Annotated in this window: 17 protein-coding genes and 1 pseudogene; all 18 read right to left on the bottom strand. The window is 57.2% G+C overall.

Translation table 11 applies throughout. The features are described 5' to 3' along the window. Positions 1-56: 56 nt before the first annotated feature. A complete protein-coding gene (locus tag LAO21_17515) occupies positions 57-269 on the bottom strand; it encodes a hypothetical protein (GenBank protein ID MBZ5554519.1) in 213 nt (70 codons plus the stop codon). 69 nt (positions 270-338) lie between these two features. Further along, positions 339-676 (bottom strand): annotated as a pseudogene (locus LAO21_17510) (helix-turn-helix transcriptional regulator). Between the two features lie 269 nt (positions 677-945). Further along, complete coding sequence (locus tag LAO21_17505) at positions 946-3,582, bottom strand: protein kinase (protein MBZ5554518.1); 2,637 nt, start codon at positions 3,580-3,582, stop codon at positions 946-948. After that, the gene (locus LAO21_17500; protein MBZ5554517.1) at positions 3,572-4,144 is read right to left on the bottom strand and encodes a sigma-70 family RNA polymerase sigma factor; all 573 of its coding nucleotides are present in this window, start codon (positions 4,142-4,144) and stop codon (positions 3,572-3,574) included. The genes LAO21_17505 and LAO21_17500 overlap by 11 nt, the downstream gene beginning before the upstream one ends. Before the next feature lie 653 nt (positions 4,145-4,797). After that, positions 4,798-5,061, bottom strand: coding sequence for a hypothetical protein (locus tag LAO21_17495; GenBank protein MBZ5554516.1), 264 nt, complete (start codon positions 5,059-5,061; stop codon positions 4,798-4,800). A 20-nt stretch (positions 5,062-5,081) separates the two neighbouring features. Beyond that, positions 5,082-7,334 (bottom strand): B12-binding domain-containing radical SAM protein, encoded by a 2,253-nt coding sequence (locus tag LAO21_17490; GenBank protein MBZ5554515.1) that lies wholly within the window; start codon positions 7,332-7,334, stop codon positions 5,082-5,084. Positions 7,335-7,840: 506 nt separating this feature from the next. Beyond that, complete coding sequence (locus LAO21_17485; protein ID MBZ5554514.1) at positions 7,841-9,913, bottom strand: oligopeptide transporter, OPT family; 2,073 nt, start codon at positions 9,911-9,913, stop codon at positions 7,841-7,843. A gap of 226 nt (positions 9,914-10,139) precedes the next feature. Further along, positions 10,140-10,766, bottom strand: coding sequence for a porin family protein (locus LAO21_17480; GenBank protein ID MBZ5554513.1), 627 nt, complete (start codon positions 10,764-10,766; stop codon positions 10,140-10,142). Positions 10,767-10,984: 218 nt separating this feature from the next. After that, positions 10,985-11,599, bottom strand: coding sequence for a LysE family transporter (locus tag LAO21_17475; GenBank protein MBZ5554512.1), 615 nt, complete (start codon positions 11,597-11,599; stop codon positions 10,985-10,987). A 321-nt stretch (positions 11,600-11,920) separates the two neighbouring features. After that, a complete protein-coding gene (locus LAO21_17470; protein ID MBZ5554511.1) occupies positions 11,921-12,142 on the bottom strand; it encodes a DUF1161 domain-containing protein in 222 nt (73 codons plus the stop codon). A gap of 46 nt (positions 12,143-12,188) precedes the next feature. Further along, complete coding sequence (locus LAO21_17465; protein MBZ5554510.1) at positions 12,189-13,772, bottom strand: NADH-quinone oxidoreductase subunit C; 1,584 nt, start codon at positions 13,770-13,772, stop codon at positions 12,189-12,191. 1 nt (position 13,773) lies between these two features. After that, positions 13,774-15,246, bottom strand: coding sequence for a hydrogenase 4 subunit F (locus tag LAO21_17460; GenBank protein MBZ5554509.1), 1,473 nt, complete (start codon positions 15,244-15,246; stop codon positions 13,774-13,776). Then, entirely contained in the window at positions 15,246-15,908 is a 663-nt protein-coding gene (locus LAO21_17455; GenBank protein MBZ5554508.1) for a hydrogenase, read from the bottom strand. Before LAO21_17455 ends, LAO21_17460 begins: the two co-directional genes overlap by 1 nt. A gap of 78 nt (positions 15,909-15,986) precedes the next feature. Continuing rightward, positions 15,987-16,931, bottom strand: a complete 945-nt coding sequence (locus tag LAO21_17450) for an NADH-quinone oxidoreductase subunit H (GenBank protein MBZ5554507.1) — start codon at positions 16,929-16,931, stop codon at positions 15,987-15,989. A gap of 62 nt (positions 16,932-16,993) precedes the next feature. After that, positions 16,994-19,030, bottom strand: a complete 2,037-nt coding sequence (gene hyfB / locus LAO21_17445; GenBank protein ID MBZ5554506.1) for a hydrogenase 4 subunit B — start codon at positions 19,028-19,030, stop codon at positions 16,994-16,996. A 39-nt stretch (positions 19,031-19,069) separates the two neighbouring features. Next, the gene (locus LAO21_17440) at positions 19,070-19,588 is read right to left on the bottom strand and encodes an NADH-quinone oxidoreductase subunit B family protein (GenBank protein ID MBZ5554505.1); all 519 of its coding nucleotides are present in this window, start codon (positions 19,586-19,588) and stop codon (positions 19,070-19,072) included. An 18-nt stretch (positions 19,589-19,606) separates the two neighbouring features. Beyond that, positions 19,607-19,957 (bottom strand): metalloregulator ArsR/SmtB family transcription factor, encoded by a 351-nt coding sequence (locus tag LAO21_17435; GenBank protein ID MBZ5554504.1) that lies wholly within the window; start codon positions 19,955-19,957, stop codon positions 19,607-19,609. A gap of 1,267 nt (positions 19,958-21,224) precedes the next feature. Beyond that, positions 21,225-21,631 (bottom strand): transposase (locus LAO21_17430; GenBank protein MBZ5554503.1); only part of this gene is annotated, 407 nt, incomplete at its 5' end.

Genomic DNA, 21,631 nt, shown 5'->3' with positions numbered 1-21,631 from the left:
TAAACGGAGTTGAGCAGGAGGAAGTTCGGCTTCCGCTCAGAGGGCTGCGGTAACCTTCAGAAGACCGGAATCAAGTCCCCCGTCGGGGCCATGTTGTCCACCGGAGGCCTGCCGGTGTCCCGTTTGATCTGCTTCCTGACGCACTTCTCTGATTTTTCCAAGTCCTCGCAGTACAACCGAATCCAGCCTTGCTTTACGATCTCCGAATTTCCTTTGAATTTAATAAAGAAGCCACAGATATCTAAGTTCTCACAGTATTCTTGCTTCATTCGTCTCTCCTTCCCATTCCGCGAATAAATCCAGGACGCAGGTACAGTGCGACTGCCGACTCGATTGAATCAGAAGACTGTTACGAGAATCTTACGGACGTCCCTTATTCTTTGGACTCTCGAATCGCCCCCCGGCGGACTCCCAACGCTCTTGTCTTCATGCGAGGGAGGCCCCGATGAACCTGAAATGCGATTGTTTTCAGTTGTTCCCCATTCGGATTTGAGCACCCCCTGATGCTCCAGGAGGTAAAGCGCGGGATAGAGCGCCCCCTGTTCAATGGTGAGTGCAGCCCGGGAAATCTGCCCAATCCCCACAGCACGCCGTAGCCATGCATCGGTTCCAGGGAGACCGCCTTCAGGATGAGGAGGTCGAGGGTACCGGGCAACAAACTGGCGGGGCCGGCCATAAGATTCTCCTAACCAAGTTAGGAAACGGATACCGGCTCTCTCCTAAGCTGTCAAGGAGAAGAGGGCATCGATGCCGGGTGAGATGTCACGGAAACCGGAGGATTGTCTGGATTGGTTTATAGAGCGAAATTCAAATGCCGGGAATGTGGGGACGGGCAATTGATGCGAGGCTTGGAGGCAAAATACCTCCGGGCCTACTTCGGGCCGGAAGGCCGACACTCCATGGGACCCATAGCGGGCCAGGGGCGGCCCACGCTCCAAAGCGGATTCACCGCTCGAGTCCCAGACAGTCGAGAATCTCCCGGAAACGCGGGTGGGCCCGCACATTGTCCATCTCGGGTCCACGCATCGTAACGGCAATATCTTCCCCTTGGCGACAGCCTTTCATCAACCACTGCAAGGCCTGCTCCACGTCACCCAGTTGAGCATAAGTGGTGGCAAACTCAACGGTGACATCCTCCCCTTCCTGGCGTCCCTGCGTGACCAGTTCCATTGATTTCAACCAGTAGCCCCGAGCCCCTCCAGCTTTATAGGCGTCGCGGAGCGAGGTGGCCATGCGCTGCACCTGCTCCGGCTTCTCCCCTAGGAGAAGATGGAATTTTTCGAATTCCTGGATCGCTTCACGGAACCTTCCCCGGTCCTCGTAGATCACCTTCAAAAAACCGTGCGTGTTGGCAAATTGGGGATCCAATTCAATGGCCCGCCGCAACACCGAGATGGCCTCATCGCCGCGATGGAGACACCATAGATGATTCGCCAGGTTGACTTGAATGACCATGGACCTCGGGTCCACTTGCTCTGCCTTCCGGATCTCGGAGAGGCCTTCGTCCTGCCGGCCCACACTGAGCAGGAAAAAGGCATACCGTTGGTGCGCCGTCGGTTCATTGGGATTCAAGGCGATGGCCCGCTGCAACTCCTTCCCGGCAGCGGTCCATTTCCTTTGAATAAAATAGATCCGGCCCAGGGCGGCATGTCCTTCCGCCAAACTGTCATCCAATTCCACCGCCTTCATCGCTGCTTGCAGGGATTTCTCCTGGACTTCCTCTGGCTTCATCTCCCAGTAGCCCACACTTCGCAGCAGGCTCAATGTGTCTGCCAGTCCGGCCCAGGCGGGGGCATAGGTCGGCTCTTTGTCAATCGCCTGCTGGAAGTAACCCCATGCTTTCTCCATCTCCCCTTTGTTGCGTTTGTTCAAACAAAAGCGGCCCTGAAGGTACAGGTCGTAAGCTGCCGGGTCGACCACGGACACCCGCGTCGGGCCTCCTGCCGCTTCCTCGGGAGAAAGTGTGACATTGACTTGCTGTGCTATTTTTCGGGCCACATCGGTATGAAGCGCGAGAATGTTCTTGTATTCCCGGTCAAAACTGTCAGCCCAGAGATGGGCATCCGTGGAGCCTTGAATCAATTGCACCGAGATACGCACCATGTTGCCATCTCTCATTGCCGACCCTTCAATCACCGCATCCACGCCCAGTTCCTTGGCAATCTGGGGGATCGGTCTCTTGGTGCCTTTATATTGCATCACGGAGGTTCTCGAAATCACCTTGTTCAGTGACTTGATCTTCGATAATTCGGTGATCAGCGATTCGGTCATGCCGTCGGCAAAGTACTCCTGCTCGGGATCGTGGGAAAAATTCACCAGCGGCAGCACAGCCAAGGAGTGGATCGTCTGACGGCCCATTCCTCTCAAAAATCTATCGCGCAGCCCTCCCAGATCCAGGCCCAGTCCCAGTGCCAGAAAAAGGGATACAAAGAGTACCGCGCCGATTACCACTCTTTTCTTGATGGTTCTCCTTCTAAAGGAGACTTGGTGCGTGGTGGAAGTGGGGGACAGCAGCCGGCGCAAATCCACCGCAAATTCCTTGGCAGACTGGTAGCGGTTCTCCGGGTCTTTCTCGACACATTTCAGGATGATATTCTCGAGCCCCGCGGACACATGACGATTGAGAGCGGAAGGGGGTGGGAGCGCTTGGTGCAGAATGGCGTCAATAAGGCGAGGAGTGACCGTCTCCTGAAAGGCTCTTTCCCCGGTGATCATCTCATAAAGCACAACGCCTGCGGAGTAGAGATCGGTGCGCGCATCCAGAGGTTCTGCACGCAATTGTTCCGGGGCCATGTAAGGCAGGGTGCCGGCCACGCCCTGGGTCGGGGCCTCGCTCTCTGCGGCCTTGTCCGGCTTGTCGGGATGAATCAGCTTTGCCAATCCGAAGTCGAGAATCTTTAACCGGCCATCGGGGGTAAGTCGCAGATTCCCCGGCTTGAGGTCGCGGTGAATCACCCCCTCCAGATGCGCTGCCTCCAGCCCCATAGCCAGTTGGGCGCCCAGAACGGCGATCTCTTTTTCGGGCAGGGGTCCGGTGGCGAGCCTCTCGCTGAGTGTCATGCCGGAGATGTACTCCATGACCAGGTAGTCCACCCCCTGCTGGGTGTCAAAATCGTGAATGGTAGCGATGTTGGGATGGTTAAGCTTCGAGAGTGCCAGGGCTTCCTGGTGGAAACGCTGGCGGGAAGTCTCGTCGGCAAGGGTGCCGGTGGGCAGGACCTTGATAGCGACATCCCGCTGGAGGTGATCATCAAAGGCACGATAGACCTGGCCCATCCCTCCTTCCCCGATCTTCTCTTTGACCCGGTAGTGTGACAGGGACTGGCCGCTCAGGTCGGGATTCAGCTTGCCTCGTGGATCCTTCGCCAAGGCCCTGGCCGCCACTTCCAAAGCCGGGGATTCGATGAACTCCTCCGCTTGCTGCTGGCGCCCGAGCAGGCGTTCGACCTCCTTCTGAAGAGATCCATCGCCGGCACAGGCTTCCTTGAGAAACCCCTCCCGCTGCTCCGGTTCCAGCTCCAGAACCGAGTTAAAGAGTTGTTCGATTTGCTGCCAGCGCTCAGGCTTTATCTCACCCTTCATCACTCAATTCCTCGAGTAGCCAAACCTTGGCCAACCTCCAGTCGCGCTTGACGGTGTTGCGCGAGACCTTCAAGACCTCCGCAGCTTCTTCCTCACTCAAGCCGCCAAAAAACCGCAGCTCGACCACTTTTGCCTTTCTGGAGTCAAATCCAGCCAGGGTGTTGAGCGCGTCATCGAGTCTGACGAGATCGACTTCCGGCTCAGGCGAGACGATCTGTACCTCATCAAGCAGCTCCTTTCTCACGGCGCCGCCCCTCTTCTGATATCCGCGCGACCGGGCAAAATCCACCAGGATGCGACGCATCAGTTGGGCGCAAATGGCGAAGAAGTGGGCGCGGTCCTGCCAATCCACCCGGTTCACATCGACGAGCCGCAGGTAGGCCTCGTTGACCAGGGCCGTGGTTTGCAACGTGTGTTCCTCTCGCTCGTTCACCATGAAGCGATGTGCCAGCCGGTGCAGCTCCCCGTAAACCAGGGGCATCAGTTGGTCGAGCGCCGCTTCATCCCCGGCGCGCCAGGCCTGAAGCAGGAGTGAAATTTCTTGCGGGGAGGACCACTTCACGAAGACTCCTTGGCTGGAGAAGAACAAGCCCAAGAATTATCTTCATTATACACCTGTTCGGGACAGAGCCGAAGGATTGGGGCACCAACACTTCTAAGCCTTTCACCCTTATCGCTGACCTTTCCGCCTCGGAGGCAGACGATGAAGAAACAGGAACCTTAATGAGCGGCACGCCGAAAGTCAATCCGAAGGATGGACAGCACTTGGTGTTCTGTTGCTTGCCAACTTACTTGCCTGTGCCGTTCAACAGGCAGGTCCGGAGGACACCGGAATTGTTCGCCCAACAGTCCAAGCGTGCAACCCCTCTGACAATAAACAGGAGATTCTCGACTGAGCGAAGGGCGGAATGGAGTGGATTCTGTAGAAGAGGGGGATCGGAGTCCAATGGCTTGAAGGATCTTGGAGCGTGCTCGATCTGAACGCTTTTGTAGTCAGACGCCCGCCTTTAGCGAGATTGCTCACCTCCGGGCTTCATAAAGGCTTGACCCGATTGATCCAAACAAACTCCAGCCTTGTGTGAGCAGTTCCACCTCAATCCCATAGAGAAGGGGAGACGGCCCAGAGGGAGCCGTTCCACCGGCACCACTAGCCGTCAAAACCCCTTCACTGTGGTGACGTGACTTCTTGATTCTCCTGACTCCGGATTCCCTGATCTAAGTGCTCGGCGTGACTGCAGCGACAGCCTCTGTACCCGCTTTCAGGGCTAGTTTGAGTTTTCCGCTGATCTGTTTTGAGCTTGAGATCTTGGCAATGACAGCACAGATCTCCTTCTCGATTTGTGCGGAGATCATTTTTTCGACCTTCGCTCGGGCCACACCCTGCTTGCCCATCGCATCGATCTTTTTCAGCAGCTTGCCAGCGGATTCTTTTCCCAGGTGTTTTCTCACCAACTTCTCAATACTTGGTTTTGATGGCATAGAGCGCCTCCTTGGGTTGGTTATCCTTGCGGTTTAGTGAACGACTCACTGCTCTCCATTCGATCAGCTTGACTTTCAAGAATGATGGGCAACCTGGAGTACAACTCCGTCAAGTCCAGGAAGCGCAGGATTCGAGGCTGTTTAGTCATGATGCGGCAATAGACCTGATCCTTAACTCCGGGAAACGGACAACGGGGACAATGCGTGTTGGGACACTTCGCGCACCCCCGCCGTTGTTCTACTTCGTGGACGACCCCGGCCAGCCGCCGGGAAAGCCTGTCTCGGGTGTCTCCCACCGTGCCGATGGGTTCGCCGTGGCGACAGGTGCGCACCATCCCTTGCGAATCGACTTCCATCCGCGTCAATCGCCGGCACGGAGCCCTTCTCTTTTGCCATCTCCCCGAATATCTCACACCGGGTGGAACGGGCATCTGCTGAAGGCGCGCGCCGAGGTCGCGTTCATCCATCTGATCCAGAAAATGTTCCAGCGCGTCGGGTTGCTGCAGGTATTCGGTCACCTCGCAGAGGGCGAATGGTGTGGATATCCCATTAACCCAATCGACAAGAGGGGCCGGTCCATTTGACGATAGGACTGAAAGGATCCCGGGTTTCAGCTTGCGGTAGAGATCGACGGCCAAACAACCGGCAAGCCATCGTTCATCGGCGATTCTGTCCCGCTTTCGCAGGGCCTGGACGTAGTAGCGAGCGGGCACCAGACTGTCGATGAGCAAGCGCCGATCGCGGTAGAGCCTGGAGTCCAGTTCGTTTCGCCGGAGCGGTGGGTAAGTCTGGACCACAAATCCTCCGATTCTCAAGACCCGGGAAAGCCATTCAGCCGTCGGCGCTGTAAGTTCCGGCGCGTTCACCACAACAACTTCCGCTCCCTTCCCCCTTGAGAAACTCGCCTCGCAGCCGTAAAGAGTGTCAGCCGTGAGCAACCTGATGAATCGTGCGTCCCGTTCACGCGTGCACTTTGGCCGCGGCTTGACCCGGGCGAGGTCGTATGCATATCCGGTTGTATTCGGCAGGCCCTGAGAGTTGGTCTCGCACTCGATGCCATATCGGCTGTGTGATTCCCACAGCGGCGTCCCGGGAAAAACCCAAAGAAGGTTGTGCGTGTAGTAATCAATAGGGAGCTCTTTGACAAACCGGAGCGTGGCGGCGCCGTCTTCGGCTGTTTCGGTCGGCAGACCCAGAATAATGCTCACGCCTACACTGAACCCCTGCTTCTTGGCGGCGAGGACGCTCGTCCTGACCTGCTCAACAAATCGCCTCTCGGGCCCAAGATCCGGGTCGGGCCAGTCAGGCGGCCTTACTTTTCCCGTGGCGCGCAGCACTGACGGCACAGAGCTTTCCAGGCCGAAGGCCAGACTAATGAAACCCGCCTTTCGCATGAGGCGAAGCAGTTCCTCATCAACCGCGTCGGCCCGAGTGATACCCATCAGGGCCAAGCTCAGCTTTCTCTCGGCAATCGCCTGGCACAAGGCTTTTGCCCGGGCTGGCAAGAGGGTGAAGGCGTCGTCATGAACTGAAACGATGTAGTGTTCGCCCGTTCGCTTTTGGTGTGCGGCGATGTATTCAAGTTCCGCGACCACGCGATCGATCGAATGCAGCCGCAGCTTCTTCCTCCCCAGCGCCGCGAAGGCACAATACTGACAATGGTGGGTGCAGCCACGCCCCGTGAGAATGCCCGCGCGTCCATCGGTCAGTATGCCTGAAAGATAGGGTGACGGCGTTGTGTCGAGCGCCGATTGCGCAACCCCACCCTTTGATCCGACCAGGGGCGGCAAACCGGTACTGAAAACCAATCCTTCCCTACGGACAGCGACCCCTGGCTGCAGAGTATCGAAAGAGCCGCCCTCCAGGAGTTTCGCAAATATCCGCGCCCCTGTTTCCTCAGCCTCCCCCAGGAGGCAGGCATCAATCACCTGATGACGCTCAAGAATCTGCTTGGAACAGAAGGTGGCAGTAGGTCCGCCCAACACCACGCGGACGCCAGGGCGTCGCCGCTTGATGCTTCGGGCCAAGGCCAGAGCGGTTGGAAAGTTGGTGTCGTACACGGTGAAGCCGACGATTTGCGGCTTGAGCGCAAGTATCTCGGCTGCAACCGCATCCACGGGTCCCGGATTGTCATTGTGGTATTGGGCCGTAACGATACCGTCCCTGGCGAGCGCACCTCGTAAATACGCAACTCCCAAATGACTTCTAAACGCGCCCAGACTCCCGTAGGCAGGCGGGAAGACAAAAACAATGTCGGGCCGATTGGGTTTCATGGAGGGGATTGGGTTAGCTTGCTCTTTGTGCAATCCGCACACACGTCAGATTGCGTATTACTTTGTAGTTCCCGCTTCACTCAGATCGATGTTTCCTTGGGGTCGAAATCTCACTCCAATCCTTCGTGGTGAGCACTGGCGGTCGGTCGATAACCCCGCACACAACACCCCTTTCACAGCCAGAGATGAGGTACTTTGGGTCAACGTCAAACTGGACTACTCCCCGCGAAAGTGAAAGAACCCCCGCAACGGAAAACGCCAACTCCTAGAACCAACAACCGGAGAAAATCATATTAGTGATGTTCAGTGGAAAGGGCCCGTTTGGGTCAGGCGATTGGCCGTAGGACGATTTTCAGGGGCAGGTCGTCTGGCCGATAAAAAGTCTAGACCTTGACTGATGTGAATTCAAGCGGAATTCACAATAATCCCGCGAGATGTCACGCGGGCGGCAGTATTGCCATCGTGGCGGGGCGATCCAAACGTCCCACGGGAGGTTTCTTGTGGGCTCATCCCCTGGTGTTCTTCAATCTCCGTAAAGACGTAACGACCAGGATCGATCCGATCAATGCCATGCCGAAAAGACTCAGTCGGTAACCCGGGTTGGAAAATACTTTGGGGAGTTTTATTTCGGCAAAGGCGAGGGCCGCAAAAAGGATGCCGATAAGGGCTTCGCCGGCAATGAGTCCCGAAGCAAGCAGGGTGCCGGTATTGCCGATCTTTTCTTTTTCTTCTCCCGACAGCTTCCGCCCTTCCGTGTAGCGCTCCACGATCCCTTTAAAGACCCCTCCCAGAAAAATGGCGAAGGAGGTGTCGATCGGCAGGTACATGCCAACGGCGATGAGCATGGGGCTTTTGACCTGCATCAGGATGAATGCGAGTCCCATGAACATGCCGATGAGGATGAGAATCCACTCGGTCTTCCCCTGCATGATGCTGCCGGCCACAACCGCCATCAGGCTCGCCTGCGGGGCAGGTATTCTTTCACCCCCGAAGCCGGCGTTCGTCCCTAGGATTTCGTTCTGTTTCTCGGGCGCGAGGACCCTGATTTCCGCCAGCGTGTAAGCTCGTCGATTAATGCCGGGACTACTGCCCTTGTAGGTCACCTCCTGGATGTTACTTTTTTCAAGATGGGTCAGCGTTTCGGAAACCTGCTGCTTGATGTCGCCCAGGTGAAGCACCGAGAGCACCAGAAACATGACGACCGCGGCCGCAAGGACTCCGAAGATATCGCCGAGCTGCATGCGCCACGGAGTGCAGCCGAGGATGTGCCCCGCCTTCAAATCTTGCATCATCTCGCCCGCCACCGAGACCGACACACAAGTGAAGGCGGCGACGCCAATGACCGCCGCGACGCCGCTGCTTCCGTTGAGTCCCATCAGCACCCTGACGAAGGCGACCGCAATCAAGACCGACACGGTCAGGCCGCTGGTCGGATTGCTGCTCACCCCGATGATGCCGACCAGGTAGCCGGACACCGCGGCGAATACGAATCCCAGGATCAACGTCATGACCGCGGCAACCACCGCGGCGGCGGCATTGTGAGCAAACGCATTGAAGATAAAGAAAACGAGGATGGCGATGGCGACAATGGCCGTCAGGGCCCACTTGGCGTGGATGTCCCGGTCCGTGCGCGGCACGACCGCATCCCCGGCGTCCCGGGTGTGTGTCAGCGTGGAGAAAGAGCGGGAGATGCCTTCCACCAGGTTCTTTCTCATCTTGAAGAGCGTGTAAAAGGCCCCCACCAGCATGCCCCCAATGGCAATGTACCGAACATAGTTTTTCCAGATCAGGGTAATCTCATCCGCCCAGTTGGCAACCGCGGAAAGCTCATGGTAATGCAGGAAAAAAGCGATTGCCGGCGCCAACAGCCCCCAGGCCAGCACCCCGCCGCTGAAGTTGATCCCAGCCAGTTTGGGGCCGATGATATAACCCACGCCGAGAAAAGCCGGGCTCATTTCCGGGCCGCGCAACAACACCGACCCTTTCCCGACGGAAAGAACCTTCTGCCATTTCGAGGCGATGATCTTGAATTCGGTCAGCAGGGTGAAGAGGGCACCCACCGCCATTCCCGAAAGCAGATACCGGGAGCCGCCCGAGCCTTTCTGGCCGGCCTTGTGTATCTCCGCGGCTGCGACCGACTCGGGAAAAGGGAGTTCCACGTTGCTCACCAGGATTCGGCGCGTAATGGTGACGAACATAATGCCGAGCACCCCGCCCACCACAAGGATCACCGTCGAAAACAGGTAATGCTGGCTGCTAAAAAACGGCAGCCAGATCCCGGAGATGAAAAAAGCCGGAAGAGTAAAGATGGCGCCCGTGGCGATGTTGCCGCCAATGGAGCCGACCGTGCGGGCACAGTTCTCCTCCAGCAGGGTCCCCTTGAGCGCCTTAATGATGGCCATGCCAATGACAGCGGTCGTATAGGTGGCGGCAATCGTCATCCCGGCCTTCAAGCCCAGGTAGGCATTGGCCGCTCCCATGAACATCGCCATGATTACACCCAGCACCACCGCTCGTGGAGTGAATTCCCTCATGTCGCTGTCCGCCCGGACGACCGGCTCGAATTTCTTTTCTTCCATGGCTGGTTTTCCTTCGAAATGAAGATAAGAAAGCCCCGAGTGTAAGCCGAGTATAACGGGGATTCTACATGCTGCTGCGGAAAAACTGTGTTGCCAGCCTGGATAGAGTGGCTGTCCCACTCCCTGGCGGCGGGCGATGAGGTGTCAGGAGGATTCGATGGACCCACTGCTGAACTCAATCATAAGAGGTTCGTCCTCCCGGCAGGTATTGACGGGTCAATCTGCCTCAAAACCGGAAGACCGCACCAAACGACAACCGAAGGTCGTTCTCCGCCTTAAATCCGAATCGGGTCCTCACATAGTCAGCCTGAAAAATACGGAGGGCCACATGCTCCGCGACTTTGACATCCAGACCTCCTCCCAGTGCCATGCCGAACGAGGTCTGTGCCCCTCCGGTTGAGATCTGAGGACCTTCGATGGTCTGGCGGATACCCCCAAAGAGCGCATGGACAAACGGGGTGAACCTTTCATCTCCTCGGTAAGAAAGCCGAGGCCCAAGCAGATAAGAGTAGTATCTGACCTTCGCCGTGTCGTTGAATGGCGTCGAAGTGACTCCTGGCGGGTTGACATGAAAAATCACTACTTGCGTTGTCACTTTCCCATAGTAGCCCGCAAAATCACCTTCGATTCCCAACCACCGGTTTGCGTTCCCGGTGATCGACGCCTCCCAACCGTTCACGTTTGCATTGTCAAGGATCGAGGCACTTGTCCCCCCAATCTGGCGGCTGAAGGATCCGCTGGGGGTTCGAAAATGTGAATAGCCTCCAAAGATTTCAAGCCTCGGAACCTCCTGGCCAGCCATAGAGATGGACAAGGAAAAGAAGAAAATCCAAAAAGAAGATGATCTCCGCATAATAGCCTCCATTGATCCAAACTCGGAATGTCTTGATGAAATCCGTCAGGGGTGTGGTGTGCGATTAACTCTCCGAACCCAAGTTTAAAACTATGCGAATGGCCAGTCAAGGTGCAGCCTCAAACCTGTCGAGACTCTTTGATCAAGTCCTCGCTTGGACTCATTAGAAATGTCCTCGTGGCTAACTCATTAAAACTGTCCTCCTTCGAATTTTCGTCCTACCACAATCCCCTCGTCCCTGCCCATAATTGATAGAGGCCGAAGCAAGCCAGGCCAATGGCCGACACACCGATCAGGGTGCGGCTCACTCGTGGCCCAAGATTCCGGGCAGCAGCAAAAAGCATAATGAATCCGGCCAAGGTCAGGACCATGGTGAGATAGAAGCCTGCCACCAGGGCGATCCCATGCGCCGGGGTCTCGTGCCATCCCTTCAGCAGGAGAGGGCCCAACACCAGGCTCCAGCCCAGATAAGGATTCGGGTTCAGCAGATTGACAACCGCGGCCCGGAACAGACTTTGTCGTGGAGATTGAGCGGCTGCCGGGACTGTTCCTGCGTAGTTCCGCCATGTCTTCCACGCACTGGCCGCCAGGTAAAGAAGAAACACCCCGCCCGCAAACCGCAGCACCTGTTGGAGCCCCGCCGGTACACGGCTCAGGACGAGAAGCACTAACAAGATGATCGGTCCATCACTGATCAGTGGCGAAAGGGCGGCCGGCATTGTACGGCGCCAGCCATTGCTCAGGGTTTGAGAAACGAGATAGGTTTGAAGCGCGCCGGGTTGTACCGCCGCCGCAAAGGCGTAAGTCGCTCCGAGAATCAGGTAAACGATCATGTATGTGCGGCCTTCACTGAATTCTGCAAGTCGCCGCGCGCCGACGGCATCTCCAAGAGTCCGCCTGAATTCCCTCAACTGTTTGAGGACTTCGATCGGCTCTCAAAGACGGACCCGGACTTTCAGGCCGCTCTCCGACATGCGAGCGATTCCTATCGTGATCCGCGCGTTCGAGCCGTCTTCGCCATGGCGCCGGCGCTCGGACCCGCCTTCCGGCCGGCAAGCTTGGCCCGAATCTCTGTTCCCGTCGAGATTGTGGCTGGCGCATACATCGTCCGCCTTGGCGGAATGTGTGTGAGTCATCTGATGCGGGATGGCCAGTTACTTCCGTGTATAAACAATCTTCTTTGTCCCACCATCACAACTTCCAACGACCTTTCCATCCTTGACGTCTTCATTGGCGACAATTTCCAGGGTGTAGTTCTTTACCCCTTTGGCCTGGAGCTTGGCATCGATCTCCGACTTCAGCTCTTCACAAGCCTTGGCCGCAAACAGCGGTGTTGCGACCAGCAGGAAGAACGCGCAAACCAGCAATTTTTTCATATCAGGTCTCCTTATGGAAATATGGGTTGCTTAAATCGAAGGATCCTTACAGGTCGTTTCCGGCATAAGAGAGATTGAAACTCTTATTGATCAGTGGAAAATCGGGAACGATATTTCTCAAGATGGCATAATTCAAGGCAGGCCAATTGGCGAAGGAAGGATCTTTGATCTTCACCCGCGACGGAGAAGCCCTCCGAGCACCGACGACCCAATGCGCCACCGGCCCGCGCCAGCCTTCCACAAGGCCAAGAGCCCCTCCTTCTATCCCTTCCCCTGCCACCGCTTCACAGAGCTTTCCTTCCGGCAACTTCTGCAAAGCTTCTTCGATGAGCCGAACCGATTCGCGCACCTCTTCCACGCGGACCATCATTCGCGCCCAGACGTCTCCCTCAGCCCTCACGGCCACCCGAACCTCGAGTTGTGGATAGGCCGCAAAGGGGTGGTCACGCCGGACATCAGCGTCAATGCCGCTGGCACGGGCCACCATTCCAACGACCTGCATCTCTTGTGCCGTGCGACGCGTCAACAGGCCCGTCCCGATCAATCGATCCATGACTAGGGCGTTGGTCCGGGCGATCTCGACGATCTCTTCGAAATCCTTCAACACTCGAAAAAGGACGGCTTGTGCCTCTGCCCTTTGTACGTCGTTCAAGTCCTTAAGGACACCACCCGGGGTCAATACACCCCGCAACAGGCGGTGCGCGAAAAGCCGATCATTCAAGCGTAAGAGATCTTCACGCAGGCGCATCGCATGCGCGTTGGCGAACGCAAACCCGGTATCGGTGCAGATGGCGCCCACATCCGCGATGTGGTTGTAGAGCCGCTCGAGCTCCAGCACGACCACGCGCAACCAGGCCGCCCTCTGAGGAAGGGTTGTCCCGGCGATGGCTTCCACGGCCTGGCAAAAAGCCATAGCGTGTGCCACGCTGGAATCCCCCGAAATCCGTTCCGCCAGCTCGACGCCACGTTCCCACGGAAGCGTTTCGAAGAGCTTTTCAATCCCCTTGTGGACAAAGTAAAAGCGCGATTCGAGATTGATAATCGTTTCGCCTTCCACGCTGAACCGGAAATGGCCGGGCTCAATGATCCCCGCATGAACCGGCCCGACCGTGATCTCATAAATTCCCTCTCCCTCCACGCGACGGAACGGAAACGGCGAGCCGTCGTCGATGAACCGGGAGGGCGGGGAGGAATCTTTGAGCAGCGGATGGAAATCCGCAGGCCAGAATTGATGGAGGGGCAAGCGCCGGAGGTCGGGGTGTTCCAGCGGGACCAGTCCAAACAGGTCGTGGATTTCACGCTCGAACCGGCTGGCTAAATACCACCGCGTGGCCAGTGAAGGGAAAGTGCGATCGCCTGCCGGAACGGATACTGATAGGAGGATGAAGGCATCCGCGCCCTCCACTTCGAAAAGATAACGCAGAGTGAATGACCCTTCCTCCGCGCGCGTGTCCTCGGCCCAAATCATTTCAGGACGGGCTTGATATCGATCCCGCAGCCACTCGGCGACCGGGACGATGAGGTCTCTCCCTCCTGTGATGCGGACCTCCCGCGCTGTGACCTGCTCGATCGCGGTCAGCCCCAAATTTGCGCCTTGCAGTTCCCGGGTAATCGTCTCTGTGTCGGCCACCTTAAACTCCAAAGATCTTGATGATCTGGTCAAGGACTCGCATCACCGCCACCGGCAAAACAAGTCCGAGCAGCAGAAGCAGTCCGCCATTGATGGCCAGCGGCGCGAGAGACCACGCCAGCGGGTCGCCCCGCTCCAAGGACTCGGGGGTGGGCCCGTACAGCATCGAGTTAACACTTGCCATCATTCCGGCGAATACCACCACGAGCAGGGAGATCGCGATTGCCACAACGGCCATCATTCCCGCGTCCACTCCCGCCCGAAAGATCAGAAACTCGCTGATGAACAGTCCAAAAGGAGGCAGTCCAACCAGCGCCAAGGTCCCCATAAGAAACGCGATTCCCGTCACGGGCAGGGTCCGCAACAAACCCCGCACCCGGCGGATATCGGTCGTCTGGTATTTCAAATAAATATTTCCGGACAGGATGAACAGCATCGACTTCGAGAACGCATGGTTGAGGACGTGAAGCAGTGCCCCCAGGATACCCCACGCTCCGCCAAACCCGAGACCCAGGCAGATGATCCCCATGTGCTCGACACTGGAATAAGCGAGAATGCGTTTGTAATTCCGCTGCGAGAGGAGAAAGGCGGCCGCCACGGCCAGCGACAACAGCCCCAGCCCCAGCAGACAACGCGATGAGAATCCCGGCCCGATGGCGAGATCGGCGACGATCTTAAAGCGGATGAGGGCATACAAGCCGACATTCAGCAGGACCCCCGACATCAAAGCGCTGATCGGGGCCGGCGCCTCGCTGTGAGCGTCAGGAAGCCAGGTGTGCATGGGCGAAAGACCGGCCTTGGTCCCATAGCCGATCAGGATGAAGGCGAAGGCCAGGCGCACCAGCGAAGGATCGAGCTGGCCGGCCATGGCCCGAAGGGATGTCCAGTTCGAGCCGATCACCCCGGCCCGCGAGGTGCCCGCATAGTACATCAGGACCGTGCCGATGAAAGCCAGCGCAATGCCGATCGAAGACACGATCAGATATTTGTACGCGGCTTCCAGGGAGGTCCGGGTGTTATGAAGATTGACCAGAAACACAGTGGCCAGGGTCGTCCCTTCAATGGCCACCCACATGACCCCCAGGTTGTCGGTGGTCACCGCCAACAACATGGTAAATAGAAAAAGGTGAAAAAGTGCAAAGAAGGTTCTGGCCGGGGAGTGAAATCCGTCGCTGGACTCGGCTCGCATATAACCGATGCTGTAAATGGCTGCAATCGCCCCTAAAAACGTCACCACCAGGATCATCAGGGCGGAAAGGGCGTCCACGCGGAGAATCCCGGCCAGGGCATGGAGCGCCATGGGCGTCGCGACCGTCAGGGAACCCATCCGAAACACCCGCAGCGAAACCACCCCTCCCATTCCCAGTCCGGCAAGCGCTCCGGCAACGTAGATGAACTCCAGCACTCGTCGGTGACGAAGCACGGCCATCGCCGCAGTCACAATAAGAGGGGTTATCAGCAAAGCAACCAGCATTAGCCCTTCAACTTTCCGAGTTGATCCACTTCAATGGAGTCGAAATTCTCTTTGATCTTGTAGATAAACACTTCCATGATGAGCACTGCGACCAGCACGTCGAGAAAAACTCCCAGCTCCACGATGAACGGCACTCCGTATGTGGCCAGAAGCGCGAGGAGAAAGATGCCGTTCTCCAGCATCAGGAATCCGAGAATCTGGGTCAAGGCACGGCGCCGGATGATGGTGATGAAGATACCGATCAGAACGCCGGCGAATGCCAGGGGGATGGCGTCGGCCGTGGGCAGGCGATTGGTATCCGTCAACGGCGCCATCACGTAAAAGGACAGCAACACCAGCAGACCGCAAATCGCCAGCGACGCCGGGGTCTCCAGATAGGGCGCCGCGCTTCGCTGCAGGCCGATCCGCGTCACCGCACGATTCAGCACACGAGGAATCACAACCCCTTTGAGGAGCACGACCGCGATCGCAACCGCAAACAGCTCAAGACTCCGCGTAAACCCGGCCACCAGGGCCGCCAGGACAGCCAGCACGATTGACTGCACCGCGAACAAGCGCACTTGCCCTGCCAAGTTCCTGCGCACGATCAAGAGGAAGGTGGTGCCCAGGAAAATAAAAGAAAGTAAATTCACCAGCTTCGGAAAGAGAATCGATGCCATCATAAAATCCTTAGAATTTCACGTGCTGCAAGGGATTCAAATCCCAGCCCCCCCACAACCTCTCCAGAATTCACCCTCGCGTCACCGGACAAAGAAGAAGGACGCCACGGCCAGCAGCGCCAGCAAAAACGATCCGCTGAGCAGTTCGGGAACACGAAATAATCTCAGCTTGGCCACCGAGGTCTCCAAAACGGCGATGATTGCGGCCAGCAGGCCCACCTTCAACACCAAAACGACACAGGCCAGCAAAACCGACGGCCCATCCCGATTCATGGCCACGCCCCAGGGAAAGAACAGATTGGCCAGCAGTGAGAGAAAAAGGAACAACTTCATGCCGGATGCCCACTCGATCAACGCGAGGTGACGGCCGGAGTACTCCAGGATCATCGCTTCATGGATCATCGTCAGTTCAAGATGGGTGGACGGATTGTCGATCGGCAGGCGCCCGGTCTCTGCCAGGGTCACAATGAATAGCGCAATGAACGCGAGCAGGTGGCCGGGGTTCAATAACAGCAGCGATTCCGCCGCTCCCCGCCGGATAATCTCGTCGAGGCTGGTGCTGCCGACCCTCAGGGCGATGGCAAAAATCGCGATCATCACGGTCGGCTCGGCCAGGGCGGCGATGGTCATTTCGCGGCTCGATCCCATCCCGCCGAAGGCGCTCCCCGCATCCAGTCCCGCGAGCGCAAGAAAAAACGTCGCCAGCAAAAAAAGATACATCAACACGATAATATTGCCCGTGAATCCGAGCGGGGTTTGCACCGTCAGCAGGGGGATCAGAAGCGCCGAAAGCAACATGACCGAAGCCTGGAGATAAGGTGTAAACCGGAAGATCCAAGACGCGTTCTCGGACACCACCGCTTCTTTGACCAGCCACTTCCGCATGTCCAAGTACGGCTGCAGCAGGCCGGCGCCGCGTCTTCCCTGCAAGCGGGCTTTGACCTTGCGGATCACACCCACCAGTAAGGGGGCGCCCAGTGCGACAATCAAGAGTTGAGCGAGTTCGATCAGGATCCCGATCAGCATGATTCCTTCTGGATGGAAAATTTGTTTCTCCAGCGTCTTTTCACCCGACCTCCTCAAACCGGCTAACGAGCGAGCAACAGCAGCACCACGAGCGCGATCAGAATATAGAGAAGATAAACATGAACATTGCCCGACTGAAAAACGCGCGCCCGCCTTCCGAGCCATTGCGCAAAACGCGTCAGCGGACGATAGAGGGCATCTTCAAAAATCGACCGCGCCTCGTTCCGGTAAGCGATGGTCCTCATGAAAAACCTGGATTCAGGATGAAATTCGATGTCAAGCTCCTTGACTGGACGATAGAGCAGTCCAAAGACGCGTTTGAACGGATTGGCAAACGCGGTGGCCGTGTACTCAAACCGCGCTGTCTGTAACGCCCGTCCGCACCCCCAGGTTTCAAAAGTGCGACCGCGCCGATTGGCACGGCTGAGCCGCAGGCCGACCGGTACCGCTGCCAGCAGCACCAGCAGCGCGGCAGCCACCCAAAGCGGCGACACCGTCGCGAACGTTCCATGGGCCGCTATCGACGTCCAATGGAATTGCACGTCCGCCTGGGCGCCGATCAAGTCCGACGTCGCCCGGTTCAAAAAGGACAATAAGGGAAAGGGGGCGACGCCCAGTCCGAGACAAGCAATCGCCAGCAGGGCCATCGCCGCGCGCATACTGAAGCTCACTTCATGGGCGCGTTCGGCGTGCTCGCTGCGCGGCAACGCCAGAAACGTGATGCCGAACGCCTTGACGAAGCAGGCCGCAGCAAGCCCGCTCGTGAGGGCGAGCGCCGCGACAGCGAGGACAAAAATGAGGTTGGTAGCGCGTGCGGGAATCTGAAAGCTGAGCAACAGGGATTGAAATGTCAACCACTCGCTGATGAAGCCGTTGAACGGAGGCAGCGCGGCAATCGCCACTGAGCCGACCAGAAAACAGGCGGCGGTTTGGGGCATGCGTTTGATGAGTCCGCCCATCTCTTCCATGTTCCGGGTATGAGTCGCTTGCAGGACGGCGCCGGAACCCATGAACAACAGGCTCTTAAAGATGGCATGGTTCAACGTGTGATAGAGCCCGGCTACAAGTGCAAGGGCAGCAAGCGCGGGAAATCCATATGTCTGAAACAACATTCCCGCGCCCACCCCGAGTAAGATGATGCCGATATTTTCGACGCTATGATAAGCAAGTAGCCGCTTCAGGTCATGCTCGACCAAGGCGTACAGTACGCCCAGCACGGCCGAGATGGCCGCGACGATCAGCACAGCTCCTCCCCACCACGCCGGTCCCGGGCCGAGCCAGTCGAACCCGAGGCGCACCAGCCCGTAAATGCCCAGCTTAATCATGACTCCGGACATTAAAGCGGAAACGGGTGTGGGAGCGGCCGGGTGCGCCTGCGGCAGCCAGATGTGGAGCGGAATGACCCCCGCCTTGGAGCCGAACCCTATGCCCAGAAGCAGGAAGACGGCGTGAGGCGCGGCTCCATGCCAGCCTGCGGCGAGTGCATGCCAGCGTGCAAAATCCATCGTACCCGCATAACGGCCCATCAACAAAAACCCCGCGAGGAGGCAGACAAACCCTGCGTGCGTCATGACCAGATAAGTCCACCCGGCGCGTTGCGTCTCTTCGCGGTCGCTTTCCGTCATGACGAGAATGTACGACGCCAATGACATAGCCTCCCACAGGATCAGGAAGGTCAGCCCATTGCGAGCCAGGACGACCAGGACCATGGCCGCAAGGAAGAAGTTAAAGGCGAACCCGTAGGCCGCCAGTGAATACTTCCCCTCATATTCCCGGGTATAGGCCAATCCATAGATCGAGGCGGTGAGGGCGCCGATCGCAATCACCAACAAGAAGAACGCACTCAACCGATCCATCCCCAAAGCGAAGCCGCCCGTGGGAAGGAGGCGCGGGAGGAAGAGGCCAAACGTGTTCCCGGCCAAACCGGCCAGGCTGAGGAGCAGAATACACAACCCTCCCAGCATAGCCACCAGATGTCCAACCCGGCGTGCAAAACGGGGCGAGCGGGCGCACACCAGCACTCCCACGGCGCCAGCCATAAAACACGCCAGGGCCACCGCCAATAAACGGAGTAACTGTGCCTCGCCGATTTGGATCATGTTCGATATTTCCGAAGGCGCCGATTCAAATATGAAGAACTAATCACCGCGCTCCAGCGCCGCAAAGATCCCCAACAAAATCATTCGAGGAGTGGGAGGACAACCGCTGACGACGATGTCCACCGGGATAACGGATGACACCGATCCCAGGACTCCGTATCCTCCTGCAAAGATGCCACAATCCCTCGCGCAATCGCCAATGGCCACAACGAGCTTGGGGTCGGGGGTGGCCTCATAAGTCCGCTTGAGTGGATCGGCCATATTGCGGGTCACGGGACCGGTCACCAGTAAACAATCCGCATGGCGAGGCGAGGCCACAAAGTGGAGCCCAAACCGTTCCAGGTCATAGTAAGGGTTATTCAAGGCGGCGATCTCCAGTTCGCAGCCATTGCAGGATCCCGCATCCACCTGCCGGATGTGCAGAGAACGACCCAACCGATCCGACACGCGTTCTTTGACGGACCGGCCCAGAATTTCGATGGAGGCATCTCCCGGTGAGGGGGCCACGGGCTCAAGTACCAGCGGCGTCTTAAGAATCTTCTTCCATAAGGTCGTCATCGTATCTGATGGTCCCGGTCAACGTCTCTTCCGCCGTCCGGTCGGCTGGGCTTCCAACTCCTCCAGCATGCCCCGAACCCCGAGAAGCTGGCGGTTGAAGATCTCCCTCGCCACATCGAGCAGCTTAAACAGGGTGGGATCCCCGACGCCGTAATAAACGTTTGATCCTTCCTTGTGGGTCTCGACGATGTTCTTGCTCCGCAAGATCTTCAGTTGCTGCGACGCGTTGGCCGGCTCCACGCTAAACTGCCGGCTGATTTCATTGACGGTGAGCTCGCCCTCGCGCAGCGCATCGAGAATGGAAACACGCAGGGGGTGGGCCAGCGCCTTAAAGAACTCCGCCTTGAACTGACTGAGCTGTTGTCGCATGAAGTTCCCGCAATTATATGCATTTCTATGTTGATGCATTTGCGAACATCTGCATATCCTAAACCGGCCAAGGCCTGCCGTCAAGGAAGAACCGCCGGCCGCCGGACAAATTTCAGAATCTAATTTTCATGGATTGAAAACAGAGCGGGCAGGAGGGATAGGCCAACTTGAATTGTAGAAAAGTGCAGACCTAAATTCTCGAGGACTAAATTCTCGCGACCTCAACTTCTCGAATTCTCGCATGCCTGTGATGGACAGCGTCCATTTCACAGTCTCGGTCGTACGTGGAATTTGGAATTTGGATCTTGGATTTTATCTGGATTTTGGATTTTGGAATTTGGAGTTTGCTCTTTTGAGGCTGGGGCCGCAACCTGGTCTTGACTCTGGCATTCCGTTATGGGGGGCTGGGACTCAAACAGTTGGGCGCTCTAGCAGGGGGGTTGGACTATGTCACCGTCTCAGGCGCCATTCATCGATTCGAACAAAAGATGGAGACAGACCAGCACTTAGCCGAGAGCTTCCAGAACGCCAAATGTCAGTTGGAGATTAGAAAGATCATACTCCAATGATTTTCGTCCTGAAATCTTCCTTGGTCGAATCTTCAGAGCACCCCGATTCATCGGGGTGTTCGCGGCTCTTCCTCCTTCGGTCTTTGAACCGATTTATCGGTTTGCGATGGTTGGCTCGAGTCGCATACAGGATGGCCGCTTTTCCATTGCACTGGGCCGCTCTTAGGAAACCGTTGAAAACGGTTCCCCTTTCATTCTCTTGAACTCGTTGTCACCCCGATGAATCGGGGTGCTCAGACGAATAGGGTCGCGCCTTCCCAATCTCCATTTTCAACCGTACGATAGACTTGGATCATGTCACCGTCTCCGGCGCCATCCACCGATTCGAAGAAAAGATGGAGACAGACCAGCACTTAGCCGAGAGCTTCCAGAACGCTAAGTCTCAAATGGAGATTGGAAAGACCCCAATGTTATTCACTACGACATATTTGGGCCAAGTCACCGTCTCCGGGGCCATCCAGCGGCTCGAACCCTAAATGGAGACGGACCAGCACTTAGCCAAGCCCTTCTGAAACGCCAGATCTCAATTGGAGATTGGAGATTCTGCTGCAAAACCCCCTGTTTTTCGGCGACGAGTTTTGGCGGAAGAGGGAATCCATCCCAACCAAGCGAGGATTTCCTCAAGACTTCACGTTTTTTCAGCGATTTGTTTTGCTCTGGCCCGGCTTTGTTCCGTGCCGGGCCACGGGTCTCCTCCGTTAGGAACTTTCCAGCACCGTGGGAACCGCAGGGATAGCCTGCTTCATCTCCCACTGCACTCTCCGAATCCATCGTTTGACATTGCAGGCCGCCCCGATAAAGTAATTCTGTAGCTGCACTTTCTTCAATCCCCGGTAGCGCGCGCCTTCAATGGCGTTGCGGTGTTTCTTGCGCTGCTCAAACGCCTCAGTCTTCATCTCGCGCCGTCTCCGCTCGAGCGCGGTGTGATACTCACCCACCACCAGGGTGCGATGCTTCTGGTCCGGCGGCACACACGCCCCCCGCAGCGCGCAACTCTTGCACCGCCAACTCCATTCGAAACGATAACTGACTTTGCCTGTCTCCTTTTCTACCAGGCGGCTCGATTGGGTACTCTCCTGAGCGGCCGGACAGAAGGCCCGTCGCT

This window comes from Terriglobia bacterium (assembly GCA_020073085.1).
In the GTDB taxonomy this organism is placed as follows: domain Bacteria; phylum Acidobacteriota; class Terriglobia; order JAIQFV01; family JAIQFV01; genus JAIQFV01.
Note: the sequence above shows the minus strand (reverse complement) of the source record. Positions and strands in the feature narration are given on the sequence as shown.